Genomic DNA, 17,661 nt, shown 5'->3' with positions numbered 1-17,661 from the left:
TCTCCATGCTGGAGCAGAACACGGCCCTGTGTGGCCTGGCTTATGCCTCTTCTCGGAGCAGCGGCGGCAGTTTCACATCCAAGTCCGCTGCCAGTTCTTCGAGTTGGAGAAGTGCATCGCGAAGATCAGCAGAAAGAGCGAGGGTCAGTTCGGACAGGGACTTGGCCTCTGCGGCATCCTTATCGTCCGGCTCGATCAGGCCGATGTCGAGGTTGACCTCCTTCGAGGCGGCGAGCTTCGCGCCGTCGAAGACCTGGAGCCGTCCCCCGGGCTTTCGCCGGGCGACCGCCTCGGCGATCACCTCGCACTCGCCGACCCCGAACACTTGCTTCTCGAACTGCTCCAGATGCCCGGGGAGCAGCGGGTTCTGCTTCAGCGTGAAACGGTTGCCGGTACGCAGGTCGTACACCCACAGCTGCTGTGTGTGCGGGGGCTCGTCCTCGCTGCGGCGTGGCGACGCCGAGTCGAAGAAGAGGACATTGGCCTTGACGCCGCCCGCGTAGAAGATGCCGGCAGGCAGCCGCAGCATCGTGTGCAGATTGAACCGCTTGAGGAGCTCACGACGGATGGTTGTGCCCCGCCCGCCCTCGAAGAGGACGTTGTCGGGCAGGACCACCGCAGCTCTGCCGCTGTCGGCGAGCAGGCTCGCGATGTGCTGGACGAAGTTGAACTGCTTGTTGGTCGTGGTCTCCCAGAAGTCCTTGCGGTGGTATGACATGTCCTCGCGGCTGAGTGTGCCGTCGACATGGGTGATCACGATGGAGGACTTCTTACCGAAGGGCGGGTTGGCCAGGACGAGGGAGGCTTTCTCGGCCGGCGGCTTCGCCAGAGCGTCCTCTACGTGGATCAGGGGTTTGCCGTCGGGCCTGCCGATGCCGTGGAGGAGCAGGTTCATCGCGGCGAGGCGTGCGGTTGCCGGCACCAGTTCGGTGCCCCAGATCGCACCTTCGTCGAACCGGGCGGACTCCTCGACGGACATCTCCTCGCCGTAGGTGTCCACGATGTGGCTGTGCGCGGCGAGCAGGAAGCCGCCGGTGCCACAGGCGGGGTCGGTGATGGTGTCCTCCGGCGTGGGTCGCATACACCGCACGATCGACTCGATGAGCACCCGTGGGGTGAAGTACTGACCGGCGCCGGCCTTCGTGTCTTCCGCACTGCGGGCGATCAATGCCTCGTAGGCATCGCCCTTGATGTCCTTGCTGGACTGGAGCCAGTCCTCCTTCTCGATCAGGTCGACGATGAGACGGCGGAGATTGGCCGCGTTCTGGATGCGGTTCCGGGCGCGGTAGAAGATCAGACCGAGCGTGCTCTTGCGGCCCTCGTCCTCCTTGCCGAGGTCGGCCAAGAGCTGGGTGTAGGTCTCCTCCAGCTGCTCACCGGAGAGTTCGAGCAGTTCAGGCCAGCCGCGGCCCTGCCACTCCTCGGCGTCGGGAAGCACCGGTCGGCGCTGCTCGTCGCAGAGATCCTTGTCGGCGATCTCCTTCTCGGCAGCCATTTTGAGGAACACCAGGAAGCTGAGTTGCTCCAGGTACTCGAGGCTCGACACGCCGTCGTCGCGCAGCACATTGCAGTAGTTCCAGAGACGGTCGACAAGACGTCGGGCTTCCGGCTTCACTCGGTGAACTCCAGGGGGAGGGTGGTCTGTTCGCCCTCGGGGAGGGGGGTGTGGGATGCCGGTGGCGGCGTTGCCGTGGGTGGCCCGGCCGCTGCCTGCTTTTCCTTCCGCCGGGCCTGGGCAGCGGCCCGCCGGGCTTCCTTCCGCTCGGCCTCGGCGGCCTCGCGCTCAGCCCGGATCCGCTTGAGGAGGTCCTCGGCGGGCTCATCGTGAGGGTCCTGGGGGACGAGCCGACCGGCGAATGCTTCGGAGAGGAGGATTCGGCGGAGGGCGGTGACGTGGGCGAGCCCTTGCTCACAGGCGTCGGTGAGGCGGTGGAAGCGAGAGAACACCCGCTCCCCGAGAGCGACGAATGCCTTCTGGTCGTCCCGGTCTGCCGATGGCACGGGGACCGGGAGCATCTTGACCTTGGAGATGCTGATGGAGGCCAGGTTCACGCTCTGCTTGCCGTTTGCCTCGAACCAGGAGCGCGCAGCTGAGTTTACGTACCAGCCGAGGAGCTTGGGCTGTGTCGCATGTTCCTGGACCCGGGCCCGGAAGAGGTGGTTCTGGTGGATGCATTCCTTGATCTGGTCCTCCCAGATCCAGCCGCGACCGAGCTTGTCCCGATCACCGCCTTCGGCCATCAGGAGGTCGCCGGCACGGAGGCGGAGTTTCTTCAGCGCTTTTGGGGCGACCCGGATCTTCGTCACCTGCGAGAGGTCCAGCCGTGCTCGCTGGGCATTGGCGACGCGTAGGTATGGCACTTCGGGGAGACCGGAGTCGTCCTGGCTCTTGGAATCCTTGGTTACACCGCCGACCACGTCGGCGATGTCCTGGAGGCGGGCCCATCGCCATCCTGTCGCGAGTGGGGGCAGCTCGCCGTCGGTTACGCCTGGTGAGTTGTCGAGCGTTACGTGCTGGGGGTCGGAATCGCTGGCCAGGATGCCGGTCGCGGCGGCGACCATGACCATGTCTCCCAGCCGGGCCAGGTGCTGTTGTGCGGTGACGAGGCGTTCCTCAATGCGGGCGAGCCGGGCGAGCCGCGTGTCTAGGGCATCGGCGATCCGTCGCTGCTCAGCTGCTGGCGGGACAGGGACGGGCAGCGACCGGATTCCGTTCAACCCCAGACGGGCCCGTCCGATTCCTCGCAGACTGGCAGCCGCATGCTGCTTGGTCGCCGGTGCGATCAGCGCCCGAAGCAACCACTCGGTGGATACCTCGGGATGTGCCCGGAACCGGATGCAGTCGGCTTTGACGATGGCTGGCCCCACGTGCTCCGGGACAATGCAGGCTCGCGGCAGGTCGTCGCCGAGCGACGCAATGACGAGGTCACCTTCTCGCGCCTCATGCACGGCCAGACGCTCAAAGTGGCTCTCCGGGATGTGTGTCCGGACATCACGAAACTCTCCATCGCCGATGTTCTGAAGGCGAAGAACGCGCGGCCCTGAGTGGGTGTAGTGCCGTGTCGCAAGATTCGAGCCGAATGGGCCGTCCGTGACGGGGCGCTCGTCAGCGGATCGAAGGTCGTCGAGTTCGGCCCAGCTCCAGCTGGCCGGAAGCTCGATGGCTGCTCTTTCCGGCGCCCCGGTGCCTTCCGCGTCACTCTCCACTACTCACGCACCCAGTTCCCGATCCAGTTCGTCGATCAGTTCACCCGGATTCCGCGTTCCTCCCGCGAACACCGTTCTGAACCTGCTCCAGCCGCCCTCGGCCCGACACACCGCGTGCTGGTCCAGTGCGTCCACGGAGACTGCCGCCGAGGTGGCGACTACATTCGCAACGTGTTTCAGCCAGCGCCGCTGCTCCTCCGTGAACGTCACGCCCGCTGTCTCCTGACGCGCGAGCCACTCTCGGAAGCGAAGCCCCACGGTATCCCGGTACGGCCGGAACTCGCCCCCGTCGAGCTTCAGCTCGCACCGGAGTACTGAGATCAGCTCGGGCAGCCCGGCGTTCCGCCGCCGTTTCGTACGCGCGATGCCGAGGTCGACGTACGCCTTCCACAGCTGCTGCCCGGTCCACCGCTGCTGCGGCGCGCTGACCAGGCCGAGAAGTTCGTCGATCTGTGCCTGAACCTCGCGCAGCGAGCACCGTTTCTCGAAGGCGATGCTCAGCGCGGCGAACTTGTCCTGGCGGTCCGCCATGAACCGACGCCAGTCCTTCACCGTCCGCTCGGCCCGCATGACGTCAGTCACACCCTCGGCGATCACGCCACCGTCCTGACTGAGGTGATCGATCTTGATCAAGCGACTGCGAGCCGCGTCGAGCAGCGCCTCACGCAACGCTTCCCGCTCGACGAACGGTCGCAGGGCCTGTACCAGCACGACATCGACGTCGGCTTCCCCAGTGGCAACAGAATCGGCCTGATCCGGTGCGGATGCGGCACCGTCCACCGGCTCGCCGGCACCGCCCTCTGCCTCCTCGCTGACACGCCCCCGCACTTTCGCCAGCCGGTCCGGATCCGTGGCGTGCACCAGATCCGTCACCAGCTCGGTCAGCTTGCGGCCGCCCGTGCGCCCTTCGATCAGGGCCAGCTGCTGCTCGTCGATCCGCTGCCCGAGCCGACTTAGGCGGCCGGCCAGAGTGGAGACCTGGGCCACGCTGAGTGAGACCCCTTCCGCACAAGCGCGGAGAAGCTCCTTCAGACTGGGCAGGTCCCGCAGATTGTCTTGCACGAGTGGCCGGGCGTCGATCATCGGGTGCTCGGTCACACCCACCGCGTCCACGATCACGAACCGGTCCTTGCACACGGCGTCCTCGGTGACCCGGCGTAGGTCTTCAGGCTTGATGATCCGAGCACCGCGTCCCTTCATCTGCTCGAAGTAGGACCAGGTGCGCACATCCCGCATGAAGACCAGGCATTCCAGGGCCGGAATGTCGGTGCCAGTGGCGATCATGTCGACGGTGACGGCGATCCGAATCTCTGGCTCGTTGCGGAAGTCCTTGATCGCCTTGGCTGGATTCGTCGTCTCGCTGTTGATCTTCAAGCAGAACCTGTCGCCCGCATTCCAGGCCCTGCGCACCTCGGCCACAATGGCGTCCGCGTGCCGGTTGGTGGCCGCGAAGATCAGGGTCTTGGGGACGATGGACCGCGGCTGGAATATTTCGCCCGTGTCGGGATCGGCATCGGCCGGGAAGATCTCCGTGAACAGCCGGTTCCGGAACGTCTCGACGACCGTGCGGATCTGGCTGGTGGATTCGACCCGGGCGTTCAGCTCGGGCGCCGTGTACTCGTCGTCCTCCTCCTGCTGGTGCCAGTGCTTCTCCCGCGTGACCCGGTCCACCTGGGCGACGACGGTGTTGATCTGCTCGACGGTGCCGTCCGGCGCCTGTGTCTCGGTGACGGCGGGGATCTTCGAGCCGTCCCGGGTGATCCGGGTCGAGATCCGGTAGACGTCGTAGTCGACGTTGACCTCATCGGCGACCGCTTCCTCGTAGGTGTACTGGCTGACCAGGTTGTTCTCGAAGAAGGCGAAGGTTGGGCCGATCGGCGTCGCGGTCAGACCGATGATGTGTGCGTCGAAGTACTCGAGCACGGGCCGCCACGCGCCGTAGATCGAGCGATGGCACTCGTCGATGACGATGAAGTCGAAGGAGTCGGGCGGAAGTATGGGGGAGTAGCGGACCACCGGCAGCGCCTTGCCGAGGCCGGCCTTTCCGCTGCCTTCGAAGTTCCGCGCCTCCTCGCTGCCGGGCTCGGGCGGGGTCCGGCCGGTCAGCATGCACCACAGCCGCTGGATCGTCGTGATCACGATCTTGTCGGAGTCCGCCAGGCCCGACCGTGCGCCGGAGAGGTGCTTGAGCGGGAACTCCTCGTGCAGTGGCTTCTTCGAGTTCGTGGGCTGGAAGTCGCGGTACTCCTGGTACGCCTGATCACCCAGGTTGAAGCGATCCACCAAGAAGAGCACGCGATGCGCCCCCGCGTTCTGCAACAGCCGGTGGCTGGCCTGGACGACTGTGTAGGTCTTGCCTGCCCCGGTCGCCATCTGGATCAGCGCCCGCTGACGGTCGGCAGCCAGTGAGCCCTCCAGTCCTTCGATGGCCCGGCGCTGGGCGTCGTACAGCTGCCGCTGGGGGTCGAGGTGGACACCCGGCAGCCGACGCAACCGAGCACGCAGAGAGGGCGCCTCAGGATGCTGCACGGCCTGCCGCTTCCAGCGTGCGACGGTGGTGGGCCGTGCGGGGGCAAAGACGTAGCGGCTGCGTGCTCCGCCCTGGTGCGCATCGGCGGCGGGTGCGCCGTCGAGATGTTCGGCGTCGAGGGCGTTGAGGAAGCGCCAGACATGTCCGTTGGTCCCGTAGCGGAACGGTAGAGGACGTTCCTGCCAAATGCGCCGCTGGTGCTGCACCGAGAGGTGGACGGCGAGACGGTCCGCCTCCGCGAGCAGCTCGTGCGGGTCGGTGGTCTCACTCCCCGCTACCACCACGCCGCTGAGGTCCCGGTCCACGTGGAGCATGTAGAGGAACAACCCGTCGAGTTCGGGATGCGGGGTACGGACGGCAGTTGCGTCTGGTTTCAGGTCGCGTTCGTGCGGCGCGCACACCCGCCAGCCGGCTTCGCGCAACGCCTGCTCGGCCTTGCCGTTCCTGCCCTCGTTCGCCTGCGCGCCAGAAGCGCTCATGGCCCCTCCCCGTACCTCGCGGTCCTCACGTTCCTGCCTCATGCTTCGCGCCTGTAGCAGCCCGTCAGCCACACCCATTACACCAGCCGACGTACGCACGCCCAGGGCCTTCGTCAGTACGTGGATGATGAACGTCCGGATCAGGCCATGGGCCCGTTGGGTCACTGTCAGTGCACGTCCGTACAGTGGGCGGTAAGTTGCGATGGGCCAGCGGGCCCAGACCGAACGGGAAGGCCGGCGAAAGACCAGGAAGGGCGCTGCGGTGTATGTGACGAGGCTCCGGCTCGACGGCGTACGTGGTTTCCACGGTGCCAGAGCCTGCGACCTCGACTTCACACGTCCGGACGGGAGTTTCGCCGGATGGACCGTCCTCGCCGGCCACAACGGATCGGGGAAGACGACTCTGTTGAGGTCCATCGCCCTTGCCCTGGCCGGCCCAGAACGGGCCAGCCGTTTGGACGGCGAGGTCGAGGACTACCTCTCCTACGGCCAGTCCCGGGGGAGCCTGGAGCTGTCTCTGATCACGGACACTGAGGCTGACCTAGGTGCTCCCTCAGTTGCTGATCCGCGCACGGTCAAGATGGCGTGGGCACCGGGCCGGGAGCCGCTCAGCGCGGAGGACACACCCCCGACCCGCGTACGGTTCCTCCCCGATCCGGGTGCCAAGGTGGCCAACTTGCTGTGGTCCTCCTCGCCGCCGGCAGGCTGGTTCCACGCCGCGTACGGCCCCTTCCGTCGGCTCAGTGGCACCGGCCTCTTCGAGCGCGACCGTCAGAATCCGGACCGGACCGAGGCCCTGCGCACTCTCTTCGAGGAACAGTCGGCACTCACCGAATCGGTGGTCTGGCTCATTTCCCTCCATACACGCCGTCTGGAGGGCGAGGCCGGCGCCACCGAGGTGCTGGAATCGGTACTCGCACTTTTGAACGACGAACTGCTGCCCGGCGACTTCCGCGTCGAGGAGGTTACCTCGCGTGGCCTGTGGCTTCGGCGAGCCGATGGCGAGGGTCCGCTCGTCGCCCAGTGGCGGATGAGCGACGGTCTGCGCACCGTCACGGCATTGGTCCTGGACGTCGTACGACAGATGCACGCCGCCTACGGCGCGCTGGCACTGCGCCGCGACGACATCGGCCGGCCGTACCTGCCGTACCGGGGCGTCGTCCTCATCGACGAGGTGGACGCGCACCTCCACGTCTCCTGGCAGCAACGCATCGGTGAGTGGTTCAAGACCCACTTCCCCGCAGTGCAGTTCATCGTTACCACCCACAGCCCTTACATCTGCCAGGCCGCCGACCCCGGCGGTCTCGTCCGGTTGCCGAGCCCTGATGAGGAGGCCCCGCCGGAGGTCGTCGACGAGAAGGAGTACGGCACGATCGTCTATGGCACCGGCGACGACGCGGTCCTGTCCGATTTCTTCGGCCTGAGATCCCCCTTCTCCCGTCGTGCCGAGGAGCTCAGGGAACAACTCGCCGACCTGGAGTACGAGGTCGCGGCGGGGGACGCCGATCCGGAGACGGTGCGCCGGTTCCGTAACCTGCGCCGGACTCTGGCCAGCTCACAGGCGACCTACGTCGAAGATTCCAGCCTGCGAGCCAGGAGGCGGGAGAGCGGCGGTTCGTGATCAGGATCGTACGACCGAGGCTCCCCACTGAGCTGGAAGCCTCCCTGCTTGCCCTGTCCCAGGAGATGGCCGATACCCCGGTCCCCGAACGGGACAAGCACACCGACCGAATGTGGGAACGCAAGACCGTGCGTCGCGACGTGTACCAGCCGGTACGCGAAGCCCTGGAGGACATGGCTCCAGGCATCGACTGCTGCATGTACTGCGGCAATCACATGGCTGACACGGTGGATCACTTCGTACCCAAGTCCCGCTGCGCCGTACGGACCTTCTACTGGCCGAACCTGCTGCTGGCCTGTTCCACTTGCAATACGCGCTTCAAGGGCAACAAGCACCGCAGCGACGGCCTTGTCGGCTCGCTGCTCATCGACCCGACCCGCGAGGACCCCTTCGAGCACCTGGACCTCGGGCTCGCCAGTGGCGTTTACCGGTCGGTCGAGGGCTCGCCGAAGGGCAAGTGGACCATCGAAGTCTGCGGCCTGAATGAGGGGAAGCGGCCCCGGGTCAGGGCCGAAGCCTGGCTCAATCTGGCCGACGACCTGCAGGGCTGGGCTCGGGCGAGGGACGCTGGCGATGTCAGGAACATGCGCCGCAAGATCTACCGCATGCGCACCCAGCCGTTCGCCGACGTCGGTTACGCGGCGCTGCGAAAGGCCGTATCCGATGAGGCGCCCCAGGTCTTCGCGGCCGAGGAGCCAGGAGTCCTGGCTCTTCTCCAGGACGACGAGTTGCGGGCCGCATTCCAGATGTGAGTGGTCCGCCGAGCGCCGCCGCGACGGCCGATCGCGTCAACTGAGACCAAAACTGAGACCACCCCACGCCGAAGGGCCCCACCGCAAGCGGTGGGGCCCTTCAACGTATTGCCCGGTGAGAGCAATGGCGGAGGATACGAGATTCGAACTCGTGAGGGGTTGCCCCCAACACGCTTTCCAAGCGTGCGCCCTAGGCCACTAGGCGAATCCTCCGCGGCAAACAATACAAGACGTTGAGGAGTGCTCGCGAACCCGTTCCGCCTCGGAGCTCTTCGGGCGGTCCCGGAGGGGTCCCCGGGTGCGGGGGAGGTGGACTTGCGGGGGTGGGGATCGGCTAAGGTGGGCGTCAGCCCCTCACGTGGCGCTATCTGACTGAACTCCCCCAGGGCCGGAAGGCAGCAAGGGTAAGTTGGCTCTGGCGGGTGCGTGGGGGGCCCTTGTATGTCCGGACCCGTCCGGGGCGGGGGCCGAGGCGCCCGGAAATCTGCGGTGAGGTGTTTCCGTGGCCGGTGGTGTGCCCGGTCCGGGGCCGGTTGTCAGTCGGCCCCGATAACCTCGTATGTGTGTCGTCCCTTGCGCTGTACCGCCGCTATCGCCCCGAGTCGTTCGCCGAGGTCATCGGTCAGGAGCATGTCACTGACCCGCTGCAGCAGGCCCTGCGGAACAACCGGGTCAATCACGCGTACCTGTTCAGTGGTCCGCGAGGCTGCGGCAAGACGACCAGTGCGCGCATCCTCGCCCGCTGTCTGAACTGCGAGCAGGGGCCCACGCCCACGCCCTGCGGGGAGTGCCAGTCGTGCCAGGACCTCGCGCGCAACGGACCGGGATCGATCGATGTGATCGAGATCGACGCCGCTTCGCACGGTGGCGTGGACGACGCCCGTGACCTGCGGGAGAAGGCGTTCTTCGGGCCCGCGTCGAGTCGTTACAAGATCTACATCATCGACGAGGCGCACATGGTCACATCGGCGGGGTTCAACGCCCTGCTGAAGGTGGTCGAGGAGCCGCCGGAGCACCTCAAGTTCATCTTCGCGACCACGGAGCCCGAGAAGGTCATCGGCACCATCCGGTCGCGTACCCATCACTACCCGTTCCGGCTCGTGCCGCCCGGGACGCTGCGCGAGTATCTCGCCGAGGTGTGCGGCAAGGAGAACAGCTACGTCGAGGACGGGGTCTTCCCGCTCGTCGTGCGGGCCGGCGCCGGATCCGTGCGTGACTCGATGTCGGTGATGGACCAGCTGCTGGCCGGTGCGGCCGACGAGGGTGTGACGTACGCCATGGCGACGTCCCTGCTCGGTTACACGGACGGCTCCCTGCTCGACTCGATCGTGGACGCCTTCGCCGCGGGCGACGGGGCCGCCGCCTTCGAGGTCGTGGACCGGGTGGTCGAGGGCGGCAACGACCCGCGTCGCTTCGTCGCCGACCTCCTGGAGCGGCTGCGCGACCTGGTGATCCTGGCCGCCGTGCCGGACGCGGGGGAGAAGGGGCTGATCGACGCACCGGCCGATGTGGTCGAGCGGATGACGGCCCAGGCGTCCGTCTTCGGCGCCGCCGAGCTGAGCCGCGCCGCCGACCTGGTCAACGAGGGGCTCACGGAAATGCGCGGGGCGACGTCGCCGCGCCTGCAGGTCGAGCTGATCTGCGCCCGGGTCCTGCTGCCTGGCGCCTTCGACGACGAGCGTTCCCTCCAGGCCAGGCTGGACCGGCTGGAGCGGGGCGCGTCCTTCGCCACCACCGGGCCGGGGCCCTCGATGGGGTACGTCCCCGGGCCCGAGGCGCTGGCCCACGCCCCCGTCGCACCGCAGGCCCCCGCCCCGGCCGCGCCACAGGCCCCCGCACCGCCCCCCTTCACGCAGCCGGAGGCCGGAACGGGGCCCGCTGCCGCACGTGCGGCAGCGCGCGGGGACGCACCCCCGCCCGCTCCCGTGCAGGCGGCTCCCGTCCCCGACCCCGTACAGCCGCCGCCCGCCGCCGGACAGCGGCCCGGCGCCTGGCCTGCCGCGCCCGAGCAGGGGCGGAGGCCCGGAGGCTGGCCGACCGCCTCCACCCCGGGCCAGGCCCCCGCACCGCAGGCCGCCGCCCCCGCACCGGCCCCTGCCGCACCCGCCGCCGCTCCGGCACCCGTCGCCGCCGAGCCCGCTCCGGGCTCGGCACAGGGCGCCGCGCAGGTGCGCAACATGTGGCCCGACATCCTGGAGGCGGTCAAGGGCCGCCGCCGGTTCACCTGGATCCTCCTCAGCCAGAACGCCCAGGTCACCGGATTCGACGGCACCACCCTGCAGATCGGCTTCCTCAACGCCGGCGCCCGCGACAACTTCGCGAGCAGCGGCAGCGAGGAAGTGCTGAAGCAGGCCCTGGCCGAGCGGTTCAACGCGCAGTGGAAGGTCGAGGCGATCGTCGACCCGTCGGGCGGTGCCGGCCAGCCCCCGCAGGTCGGCGGCGGCCGCCCCTCCGCAGCAGCGCCGCCCGCACCGCAGCGCCCCGCGGCCCCCGCACCGCAGTCGTACGAGCCCCGGCCCGCACCGGAGCATCCGCAGCCGGGCGGCGGTGGCTCCGCCCCGGAGCCCGCACCCCCGTCGTACGCCGCTCCCGAACCGCCCCGGTCGGTCGCCCCCGAGGACGACACCCCCGAGGCCGACGATCCCGACCTCGTGGACTCGGCTCTCTCCGGCCACGACCTGATCGTCCGCGAACTGGGCGCCACGGTCGTCGAGGAGTTCACCAACGAGTAGGGCGGGTGGCGGCGGGGCCCTTCGCTGAGCGGTCCGGGCCATATGGTCAGGTCTTCGGGCGGCGCCTGGTCGCCGCGGTTGCCTTCGGTCGCTCCCGGTCGCCCCTCGCTGCCCCGGTCGCCTCCGAGGCCGTGCGGGTCCGTGCCGCCCCGGGCCTTCCCGGACCGGCGCCCGCGGTGTCCACGGAGCGGCTTCCGTCAAGGGCGCCGCGCCCCGGCGGCTAGGCTGCACCCCGTGAAGGTCCTCGTCATCGGCGGCGGCGCCCGCGAACACGCCCTGTGCCGCTCTCTTTCCCTCGACCCCGACGTCACCGCTCTGTACTGCGCTCCCGGCAACGCCGGCATCGCAGAGGTGGCCGAACTGCACCCGGTCGACGCCCTCGACGGCGCTGCCGTCGCGCGCCTCGCCACCGAACTGGGCGCCGAGCTGGTGGTCGTCGGCCCGGAGGCACCGCTTGTCGCCGGGGTCGCCGACGCCGTGCGCGCCGCCGGTATCCCCTGCTTCGGCCCGTCCGGAAAGGCCGCCCAGCTCGAGGGTTCCAAGGCCTTCGCCAAGGACGTGATGGCCGGAGCGGGCGTCCCGACAGCCCGTAGCTATGTCTGCACCACGCCCGCGGAGATCGACACCGCCCTCGACGCGTTCGGAGCTCCGTACGTCGTCAAGGACGACGGCCTCGCCGCGGGCAAGGGCGTCGTCGTCACCGACGACATCGAGGCGGCCCGTGCTCACGCGCTGGCCTGTGACCGCGTGGTCATCGAGGAGTTCCTCGACGGCCCCGAGGTGAGCCTCTTCGCGATCACCGACGGCACCACCGTGCTGCCGCTCCAGCCCGCCCAGGACTTCAAGCGGGCCCTCGACAACGACGAGGGCCCGAACACCGGCGGCATGGGTGCCTACTCCCCGCTGCCGTGGGCCGACCCGAAGCTGGTCGACGAGGTCATGCAGTCGGTCCTCCAGCCGACCGTCGACGAGCTCCGCCGCCGCGGTACGCCCTTCTCCGGGCTGCTGTACGCGGGCCTCGCGATCACCTCGCGCGGCGTACGGGTCATCGAGTTCAACGCCCGCTTCGGCGACCCGGAGACCCAGGTGGTCCTGGCCCGCCTGAAGACCCCGCTGGCCGGTGTCCTGCTGGGCTCCGCCAACGGGACCCTGGACGAGCTGCCCGCGCTGAAGTGGCGGGACGAGGCCGCCGTCACCGTGGTCATCGCCTCCCACAACTACCCGGAGACCCCGCGGACGGGTGATCCGATCGAGGGGCTCGACGAGGTCGCGGCACAGGATGCGCCGCATGCGTACGTGCTGCACGCCGGTACCCGGCGGGACGGCGACACGGTCGTGAGCGCGGGCGGGCGCGTGCTCTCCGTGACCGCGACCGCCAAGGACCTCGCGGGTGCCCGTGAGCGTGCCTACACGGCTGCGGCCAGGATCCGGCTCGACGGCTCACAGCTCCGTACGGACATCGCCAAGAAGGCCGCGGAGGCCTGAGCCCCACCCGTTTCCACGAGAGCCGCGGACACCTGAGCCGTACCGCCCCGACCACCACTGACGCGCCGCTGCCCTATGGACAGCGGCGCGTCAGCACCTTTACCCAAAGCCATTCCATCGAGTGACGACTGGGCCATCCGGATGACGCCCGCCGAACCCCCAACTAGGGTGCGGCGCAAGCGTTCCGGCACTTGGCCCACCGGCATTGCGATGTCAGTGACGGGTGCCACAGTGGGGGAGTGAGCAACACCGCCGTGGGGGCAGAGGGGGTGACGTCCGGCCGTGTCCGGTACCGGTACAGGTGAGGAGCTGGGTGCGCAGGCAGCGCGCGCCCGGGCTCTCGTCCTGCTGCGCATCCGCAGCAGGGCAACGGCAGTGGCACTGCTGCCGGCCGCGTTGGCCGTCGTGCTGTTCGCCGCAGGCGCGCAGGGCTTCGCGGAGGGCAGCGGCTGGGACGCGGTGCGCTGGGCTGTGACGGCCGGCGCCGTCGTCGTCCTGCTCATCGCCGCGGCCGTCGCGATCGCGGTCGTACGGGCGAAGCCGGCGGTCAGCCCGACCGTCCCGCTCAGCGAGGAGGCGGCCCCGGATCTCTACCGGCTGGTCCGCGACCTGGCGGAGCGGCTCGAAGTGCCCGCGCCCTCGGCCATAGCGCTCACGCCCGACTGCGACAGCTGGCTGGAGGACCGAACCCACCCGGCCGCGGACCGCGCGGCCAAGGAGGCCGCGCGCCGGGACCCGAGAGGTCCGGCGGACGGTTCGGGCAATCATCCGGGACGCCGTCGCCGGGTCCAGGCCGCGCCCGTGCTGGTGATCGGCTCCCCGTTCCTCTGGTGGATGCGGGTCGCCGAGCTGCGGGCGGTGCTCGCCCCGGTCGTGGCAGGCACCGGCCCCTCCGCCCACCCCGACATAGCCGCGGCCCGGCGTTTCGTACGCGGGCTGGACGGCGCGGTCGCCGATGCGGCCGCACCCGTCCACGGGCCGCTGCGCAAGGTCCTGCGGCTGCCCGGCCGCTTCATCGGACGGATCGCCCGGCTGCTGCTGCGCAGCTGTCGTGGCCACGCCGCCGAGATGGAGCGTGGTGTCGCCGCCGCCGCGTCGACGCGCGCCCAGGCCGTGGACTACGGGCTGCGGGTCGTCGCCCAGGAACAGGTCGGTCTCGCCTACGCGGGCTGGGACCGGCTGCTCACCCGCGTCGCGCTCCCCGCCTGGCGGATGGGGCGCTGGCCCTCCCGGCTGGACGCGGGCGTCGTCTCCGCCCTCACCGAGCTCTCCCGGCGCGACCGGCTGGCCGAAGGGTTCACCACCCGGCTCGGCGAGCGCCCCGCCTGCGACCTCCTGGAGGAACCGGGAGCGGCCGACGAGGCGGCGTCCCTGCTGGCCGCCCGACTCTTCCACGGCGGCCCCGCGGAGACCGGGCCCGACTGGGCTCCGGTCGACTGGCAGCAGTATCCGGAAGAGGTCGTCGACCGGAAGTGGCGTACGGAGGCGGCCCGGCTGCACCGTGTCCTGGACACCATGGGCGTGCCCCATGCCTCCGACAGCGCAGGCGTCGGGGTGCCCACACTGGCGCGCGTCGTCGAGCACCTCGCCGCGGGCCGGGACGGGGGCGAGGCGCTCGCGGCCGGGATCGGCGCGGCCGTGGCCCGGGAGGAGGCGCAGGCCCCGCAGCCGGTCACCGGCGGCGCAGGGGGCTCGGGCGGCGATGTGCTGGACCTCTGGGGCCCCGATCCGCTGCCGCTCTTCCCGCTCCAGCCGCCCCGTACCGGGACCGAGCTGCTCGCGGACCATGTCGCGGCGATGGTCTGCTGCGCCGCCGTCGACACGGCGGGTGCGGCACCCGGACTGGACTGGCTCGACGGGCCCGCGCTGCTGGTCGACGGCGAACGCCGGGCCGACCTCGGCAGCCCTGTCCTCAGCCTCGTCGAGGACGGCGACGCAGAGCCGCTGCGGTCCTGGCTCGCCTCCGTCGGCGTGCGTTCCGACAAGCCCGTCCGTCTCGTCTGAACCACGCCTGCTCGTCCGAAGCTCGCCTGGACGGTGGGCCGTTCACACCGAACGGCACCCGATACCCGGAATAGCAGGTTCCGTTCACGTCAATTCGCGACGAACGGTGACGGAGTGCATGCGTTATGTGATGTGCTGGGGACCGGCGCTGACAGTCGGCGCACCACTGTTGTTCCGGGGGCCTGAGGGAGGGATGCGTCATGGGGGCGGAGCAGATTCGTCGTTGGGAGTCAGGTGCCCTCGCGCACGCCGTCACCGATCCCTTCGGCCAGGGGCCACTTCCCTGGCTGCGCGGCAGTGAGAACTACTTCGACGACACGGGCCAGGTGGTGCCCTGGTACGCCGACCCCACCCTGTCCCGCGGCTCCACCGGTGGGGGCACCCGTACCGCTGACGACGTCCGCCGCCAGATCAAGGGCTTCATCTCCACCGGCGCCGCGGCCCCGGGCGAGGCGATCGACTTCCACATCACCGTGGACCCGCCCCAGCAGTTCTCCGTGGACATCTACCGGATCGGCCACTACGGGGGCGACGGCGCCGCCAAGATCACCACGAGCCCGCGGCTCTCCGGCATCGTCCAGCCGGCCCCCCTCACCGCCGACCGCACGGTCTCCTGCCACCACTGGTGGCAGTCCTGGCGGCTGCAGATCCCCACGTACTGGTCGATCGGCGCGTATGTCGCCGTGCTCACCACGGTCGACGGATACCGCTCCCACATTCCGTTCACGGTCCGCGACGACCACCCGGCCGACCTGCTGCTGGTGCTCCCGGACATCACCTGGCAGGCGTACAACCTCTACCCGGAGGACGGCCGGACCGGCGCCAGCCTCTACCACGCCTGGGACGAACAGGGCCGGCTGCTGGGGGAGGAGGACGCGGCGGTCACGGTCTCCTTCGACCGCCCCTACGCGGGTGCCGGCCTCCCGCTCCACGTCGGCCACGCCTACGACTTCATCCGCTGGGCCGAGCGCTACGGCTACGACATCGCCTACGCCGACACCCGTGACCTGCACGCGGGCCGGATCGACCCGACCCGCTACCGGGGCCTGGTCTTCCCCGGCCACGACGAGTACTGGTCGGTACCCATGCGCCGTACCGCCGAACGCGCCCGCGACAACGGCACCTCGCTCGTCTTCCTCTCCGCCAACACCATGTACTGGCAGGTCAGCCTCGCGCCGTCGCCCTCCGGCGTCCCCGACCGGCTGCTCAGCTGCCGCAAGCGCCGGGGCCCGGGAAAGCCCGCGCTCTGGCGCGAGCTCGACCGCCCCGAGCAGCAGCTGCTCGGTATTCAGTACGCGGGCCGGGTCCCCGACCCCCACCCCCTGGTCGTGCGGAACGCGGAGCACTGGCTCTGGGACGCGACCGATGCCGTCGAGGGCGACGAGATCGACGGCCTGGTCGCGGGCGAGGCCGACCGCTACTTCCCGCGCACCACGCTCCCCGAGCACGACAACCGCATCCTGCTCGCGCACTCCCCGTACCAGGACGGCGACGGCGTGACCCGTCACCAGGAGACGTCCCTGTACCGGTCCCCGTCGGGCGCGCTCGTCTTCGCCTCCGGCACCTTCGCCTGGTCCCCGGCCCTGGACCGCCCCGGCCATGTGGACCCACGCATCCAGCGGGCCACCGCCAACCTCCTCGACCGCATCTGCAAGCGCGCCTGAGGACGCAGGTGCGCCCGCCCGACCTCCGGGACGCATTCGCACGCCCTCCGTACCCCCTCCGCAGCCGCCCGCACCCGGATACGGGACAATCGGAACAGCTCCTGGATCAACCTACGCGGAGGCAGCGTGTCCGGATTTGTAGAAAAGCCCGAGCCCGTGCAGGTTCCGGGGCTCACCCACCTGCACACGGGCAAGGTGCGCGACCTGTACCGGAACGAGGCCGGTGACCTCGTCATGGTCGCCAGCGACCGGATCTCCGCCTACGACTGGGTCCTGCCCACCGAGATCCCGGACAAGGGCCGCGTCCTGACCCGGCTCTCGCTGTGGTGGTTCGACCAGCTCGCCGATCTCGTGCCGAACCACGTCCTGTCCACGGAGCTGCCCGCCGGCGCTCCCGCGGACTGGGCCGGCCGTACGACGATCTGCAAGTCGCTGCGGATGGTCCCGGTCGAGTGCGTCGCCCGCGGCTACCTGACCGGCTCCGGTCTCGTCGAGTACAACGCGTCCCGCACCGTCTGCGGACTCGCCCTTCCCGAGGGCCTCGTCGACGGCTCCGAGCTGCCGACGCCGATCTTCACTCCCGCCACGAAGGCGGCCGTCGGCGACCACGACGAGAACGTGAGCTACGAGGAAGTGGCCCGCCAGGTCGGTGCCGAGACCGCCGCACAACTGCGCCGCACGACCCTGGACGTATACAGCCGGGCCCGTGACATCGCGCGCGAGCGCGGAATCATCCTCGCGGACACGAAGTTCGAGTTCGGCTTCGCACCCACCGCCGACGGCGGCGAGGAACTGATCATCGCCGACGAGGTGCTCACCCCGGACTCCTCCCGCTTCTGGCCTGCCGCCGACTGGGAGCCGGGCCACGCCCAGCCGTCGTACGACAAGCAGTTCGTGCGTGACTGGCTGACCTCGCCGGCCTCCGGCTGGGACCGCAAGAGCGAGCAGCCGCCCCCGGCGCTGCCCCAGGAGATCGTGGACGCCACCCGCGCCAAGTACCTGGAGGCGTACGAACTCCTCACCGGTACGCCCTGGAAGTAGGCACCCCGCCGCACACGAAGAAGCCCCCGGCCGAAAGGCCGGGGGCTTCTTGCTGAACCGAGCGGACGACCAGGTTCGAACTGGCGACCTCAACCTTGGCAAGGTTGCGCTCTACCAACTGAGCTACGTCCGCAAGCGCCGAAGCG

Annotated in this window: 10 protein-coding genes, 2 tRNA genes and 1 other RNA gene; 8 read left to right on the top strand and 5 right to left on the bottom strand. The window is 69.5% G+C overall.

The features are described 5' to 3' along the window. Positions 1-40: 40 nt before the first annotated feature. The 3 genes from OG912_RS15790 to OG912_RS15780 are packed head-to-tail and all read right to left on the bottom strand — an operon-like array spanning position 41 to position 6,216. Complete coding sequence (locus OG912_RS15790; protein WP_327709885.1) at positions 41-1,615, bottom strand: class I SAM-dependent DNA methyltransferase; 1,575 nt, start codon at positions 1,613-1,615, stop codon at positions 41-43. Next, a complete protein-coding gene (locus OG912_RS15785; protein ID WP_327709884.1) occupies positions 1,612-3,207 on the bottom strand; it encodes a hypothetical protein in 1,596 nt (531 codons plus the stop codon). Before OG912_RS15785 ends, OG912_RS15790 begins: the two co-directional genes overlap by 4 nt. Before the next feature lie 3 nt (positions 3,208-3,210). Next, positions 3,211-6,216, bottom strand: a complete 3,006-nt coding sequence (locus OG912_RS15780; RefSeq protein WP_327709883.1) for a DEAD/DEAH box helicase family protein — start codon at positions 6,214-6,216, stop codon at positions 3,211-3,213. A gap of 268 nt (positions 6,217-6,484) precedes the next feature. On the opposite strand from OG912_RS15780, the gene OG912_RS15775 reads away from it, so the two are divergent. Beyond that, positions 6,485-7,837 (top strand): AAA family ATPase, encoded by a 1,353-nt coding sequence (locus OG912_RS15775; protein ID WP_327709881.1) that lies wholly within the window; start codon positions 6,485-6,487, stop codon positions 7,835-7,837. Continuing rightward, positions 7,834-8,589 carry an HNH endonuclease signature motif containing protein gene (locus tag OG912_RS15770; protein ID WP_327709880.1) on the top strand — a complete coding sequence of 252 codons (756 nt, stop codon included), beginning with the start codon at positions 7,834-7,836 and terminating at the stop codon, positions 8,587-8,589. The genes OG912_RS15775 and OG912_RS15770 overlap by 4 nt, the downstream gene beginning before the upstream one ends. Before the next feature lie 125 nt (positions 8,590-8,714). Here OG912_RS15770 and OG912_RS15765 read toward each other — a convergent pair. Then, positions 8,715-8,802: transfer RNA gene (locus OG912_RS15765), tRNA-Ser, on the bottom strand. Positions 8,803-8,934: 132 nt separating this feature from the next. Between OG912_RS15765 and ffs the strand changes: the two genes are divergently transcribed. The 6 genes from ffs to OG912_RS15735 all read left to right on the top strand — a co-directional run bounded on the left by ffs (position 8,935) and on the right by OG912_RS15735 (position 17,515). Next, positions 8,935-9,031, top strand: an RNA gene (gene ffs / locus OG912_RS15760) — signal recognition particle sRNA small type. A gap of 121 nt (positions 9,032-9,152) precedes the next feature. Further along, positions 9,153-11,321, top strand: a complete 2,169-nt coding sequence (locus tag OG912_RS15755; protein ID WP_327709879.1) for a DNA polymerase III subunit gamma and tau — start codon at positions 9,153-9,155, stop codon at positions 11,319-11,321. Positions 11,322-11,555: 234 nt separating this feature from the next. Beyond that, complete coding sequence (gene purD / locus OG912_RS15750; RefSeq protein WP_327709878.1) at positions 11,556-12,806, top strand: phosphoribosylamine--glycine ligase; 1,251 nt, start codon at positions 11,556-11,558, stop codon at positions 12,804-12,806. A gap of 282 nt (positions 12,807-13,088) precedes the next feature. Further along, positions 13,089-14,810 carry a hypothetical protein gene (locus tag OG912_RS15745; RefSeq protein WP_327709876.1) on the top strand — a complete coding sequence of 574 codons (1,722 nt, stop codon included), beginning with the start codon at positions 13,089-13,091 and terminating at the stop codon, positions 14,808-14,810. A gap of 200 nt (positions 14,811-15,010) precedes the next feature. Beyond that, positions 15,011-16,474, top strand: coding sequence for a N,N-dimethylformamidase beta subunit family domain-containing protein (locus tag OG912_RS15740; RefSeq protein ID WP_326737534.1), 1,464 nt, complete (start codon positions 15,011-15,013; stop codon positions 16,472-16,474). A gap of 126 nt (positions 16,475-16,600) precedes the next feature. Beyond that, entirely contained in the window at positions 16,601-17,515 is a 915-nt protein-coding gene (locus OG912_RS15735) for a phosphoribosylaminoimidazolesuccinocarboxamide synthase (RefSeq protein ID WP_327709875.1), read from the top strand. Between the two features lie 60 nt (positions 17,516-17,575). Here OG912_RS15735 and OG912_RS15730 read toward each other — a convergent pair. After that, positions 17,576-17,648, bottom strand: a tRNA-Gly gene (locus tag OG912_RS15730). Positions 17,649-17,661: the final 13 nt, after the last annotated feature.

It is taken from the genome of Streptomyces sp. NBC_00464 (genome assembly GCF_036013915.1).
In the GTDB taxonomy this organism is placed as follows: domain Bacteria; phylum Actinomycetota; class Actinomycetes; order Streptomycetales; family Streptomycetaceae; genus Streptomyces.
Note: the sequence above shows the minus strand (reverse complement) of the source record. Positions and strands in the feature narration are given on the sequence as shown.

Bases quoted from the DNA above. Each gene is read 5' to 3' on its own strand.
- OG912_RS15780 (WP_327709883.1), bottom strand. From the start codon at position 6,216: ATGAGCGCTTCTGGCGCGCAGGCGAACGAGGGCAGGAACGGCAAGGCC.
- OG912_RS15740 (WP_326737534.1), top strand. From the start codon at position 15,011: ATGGGGGCGGAGCAGATTCGTCGTTGGGAGTCAGGTGCCCTCGCGCAC.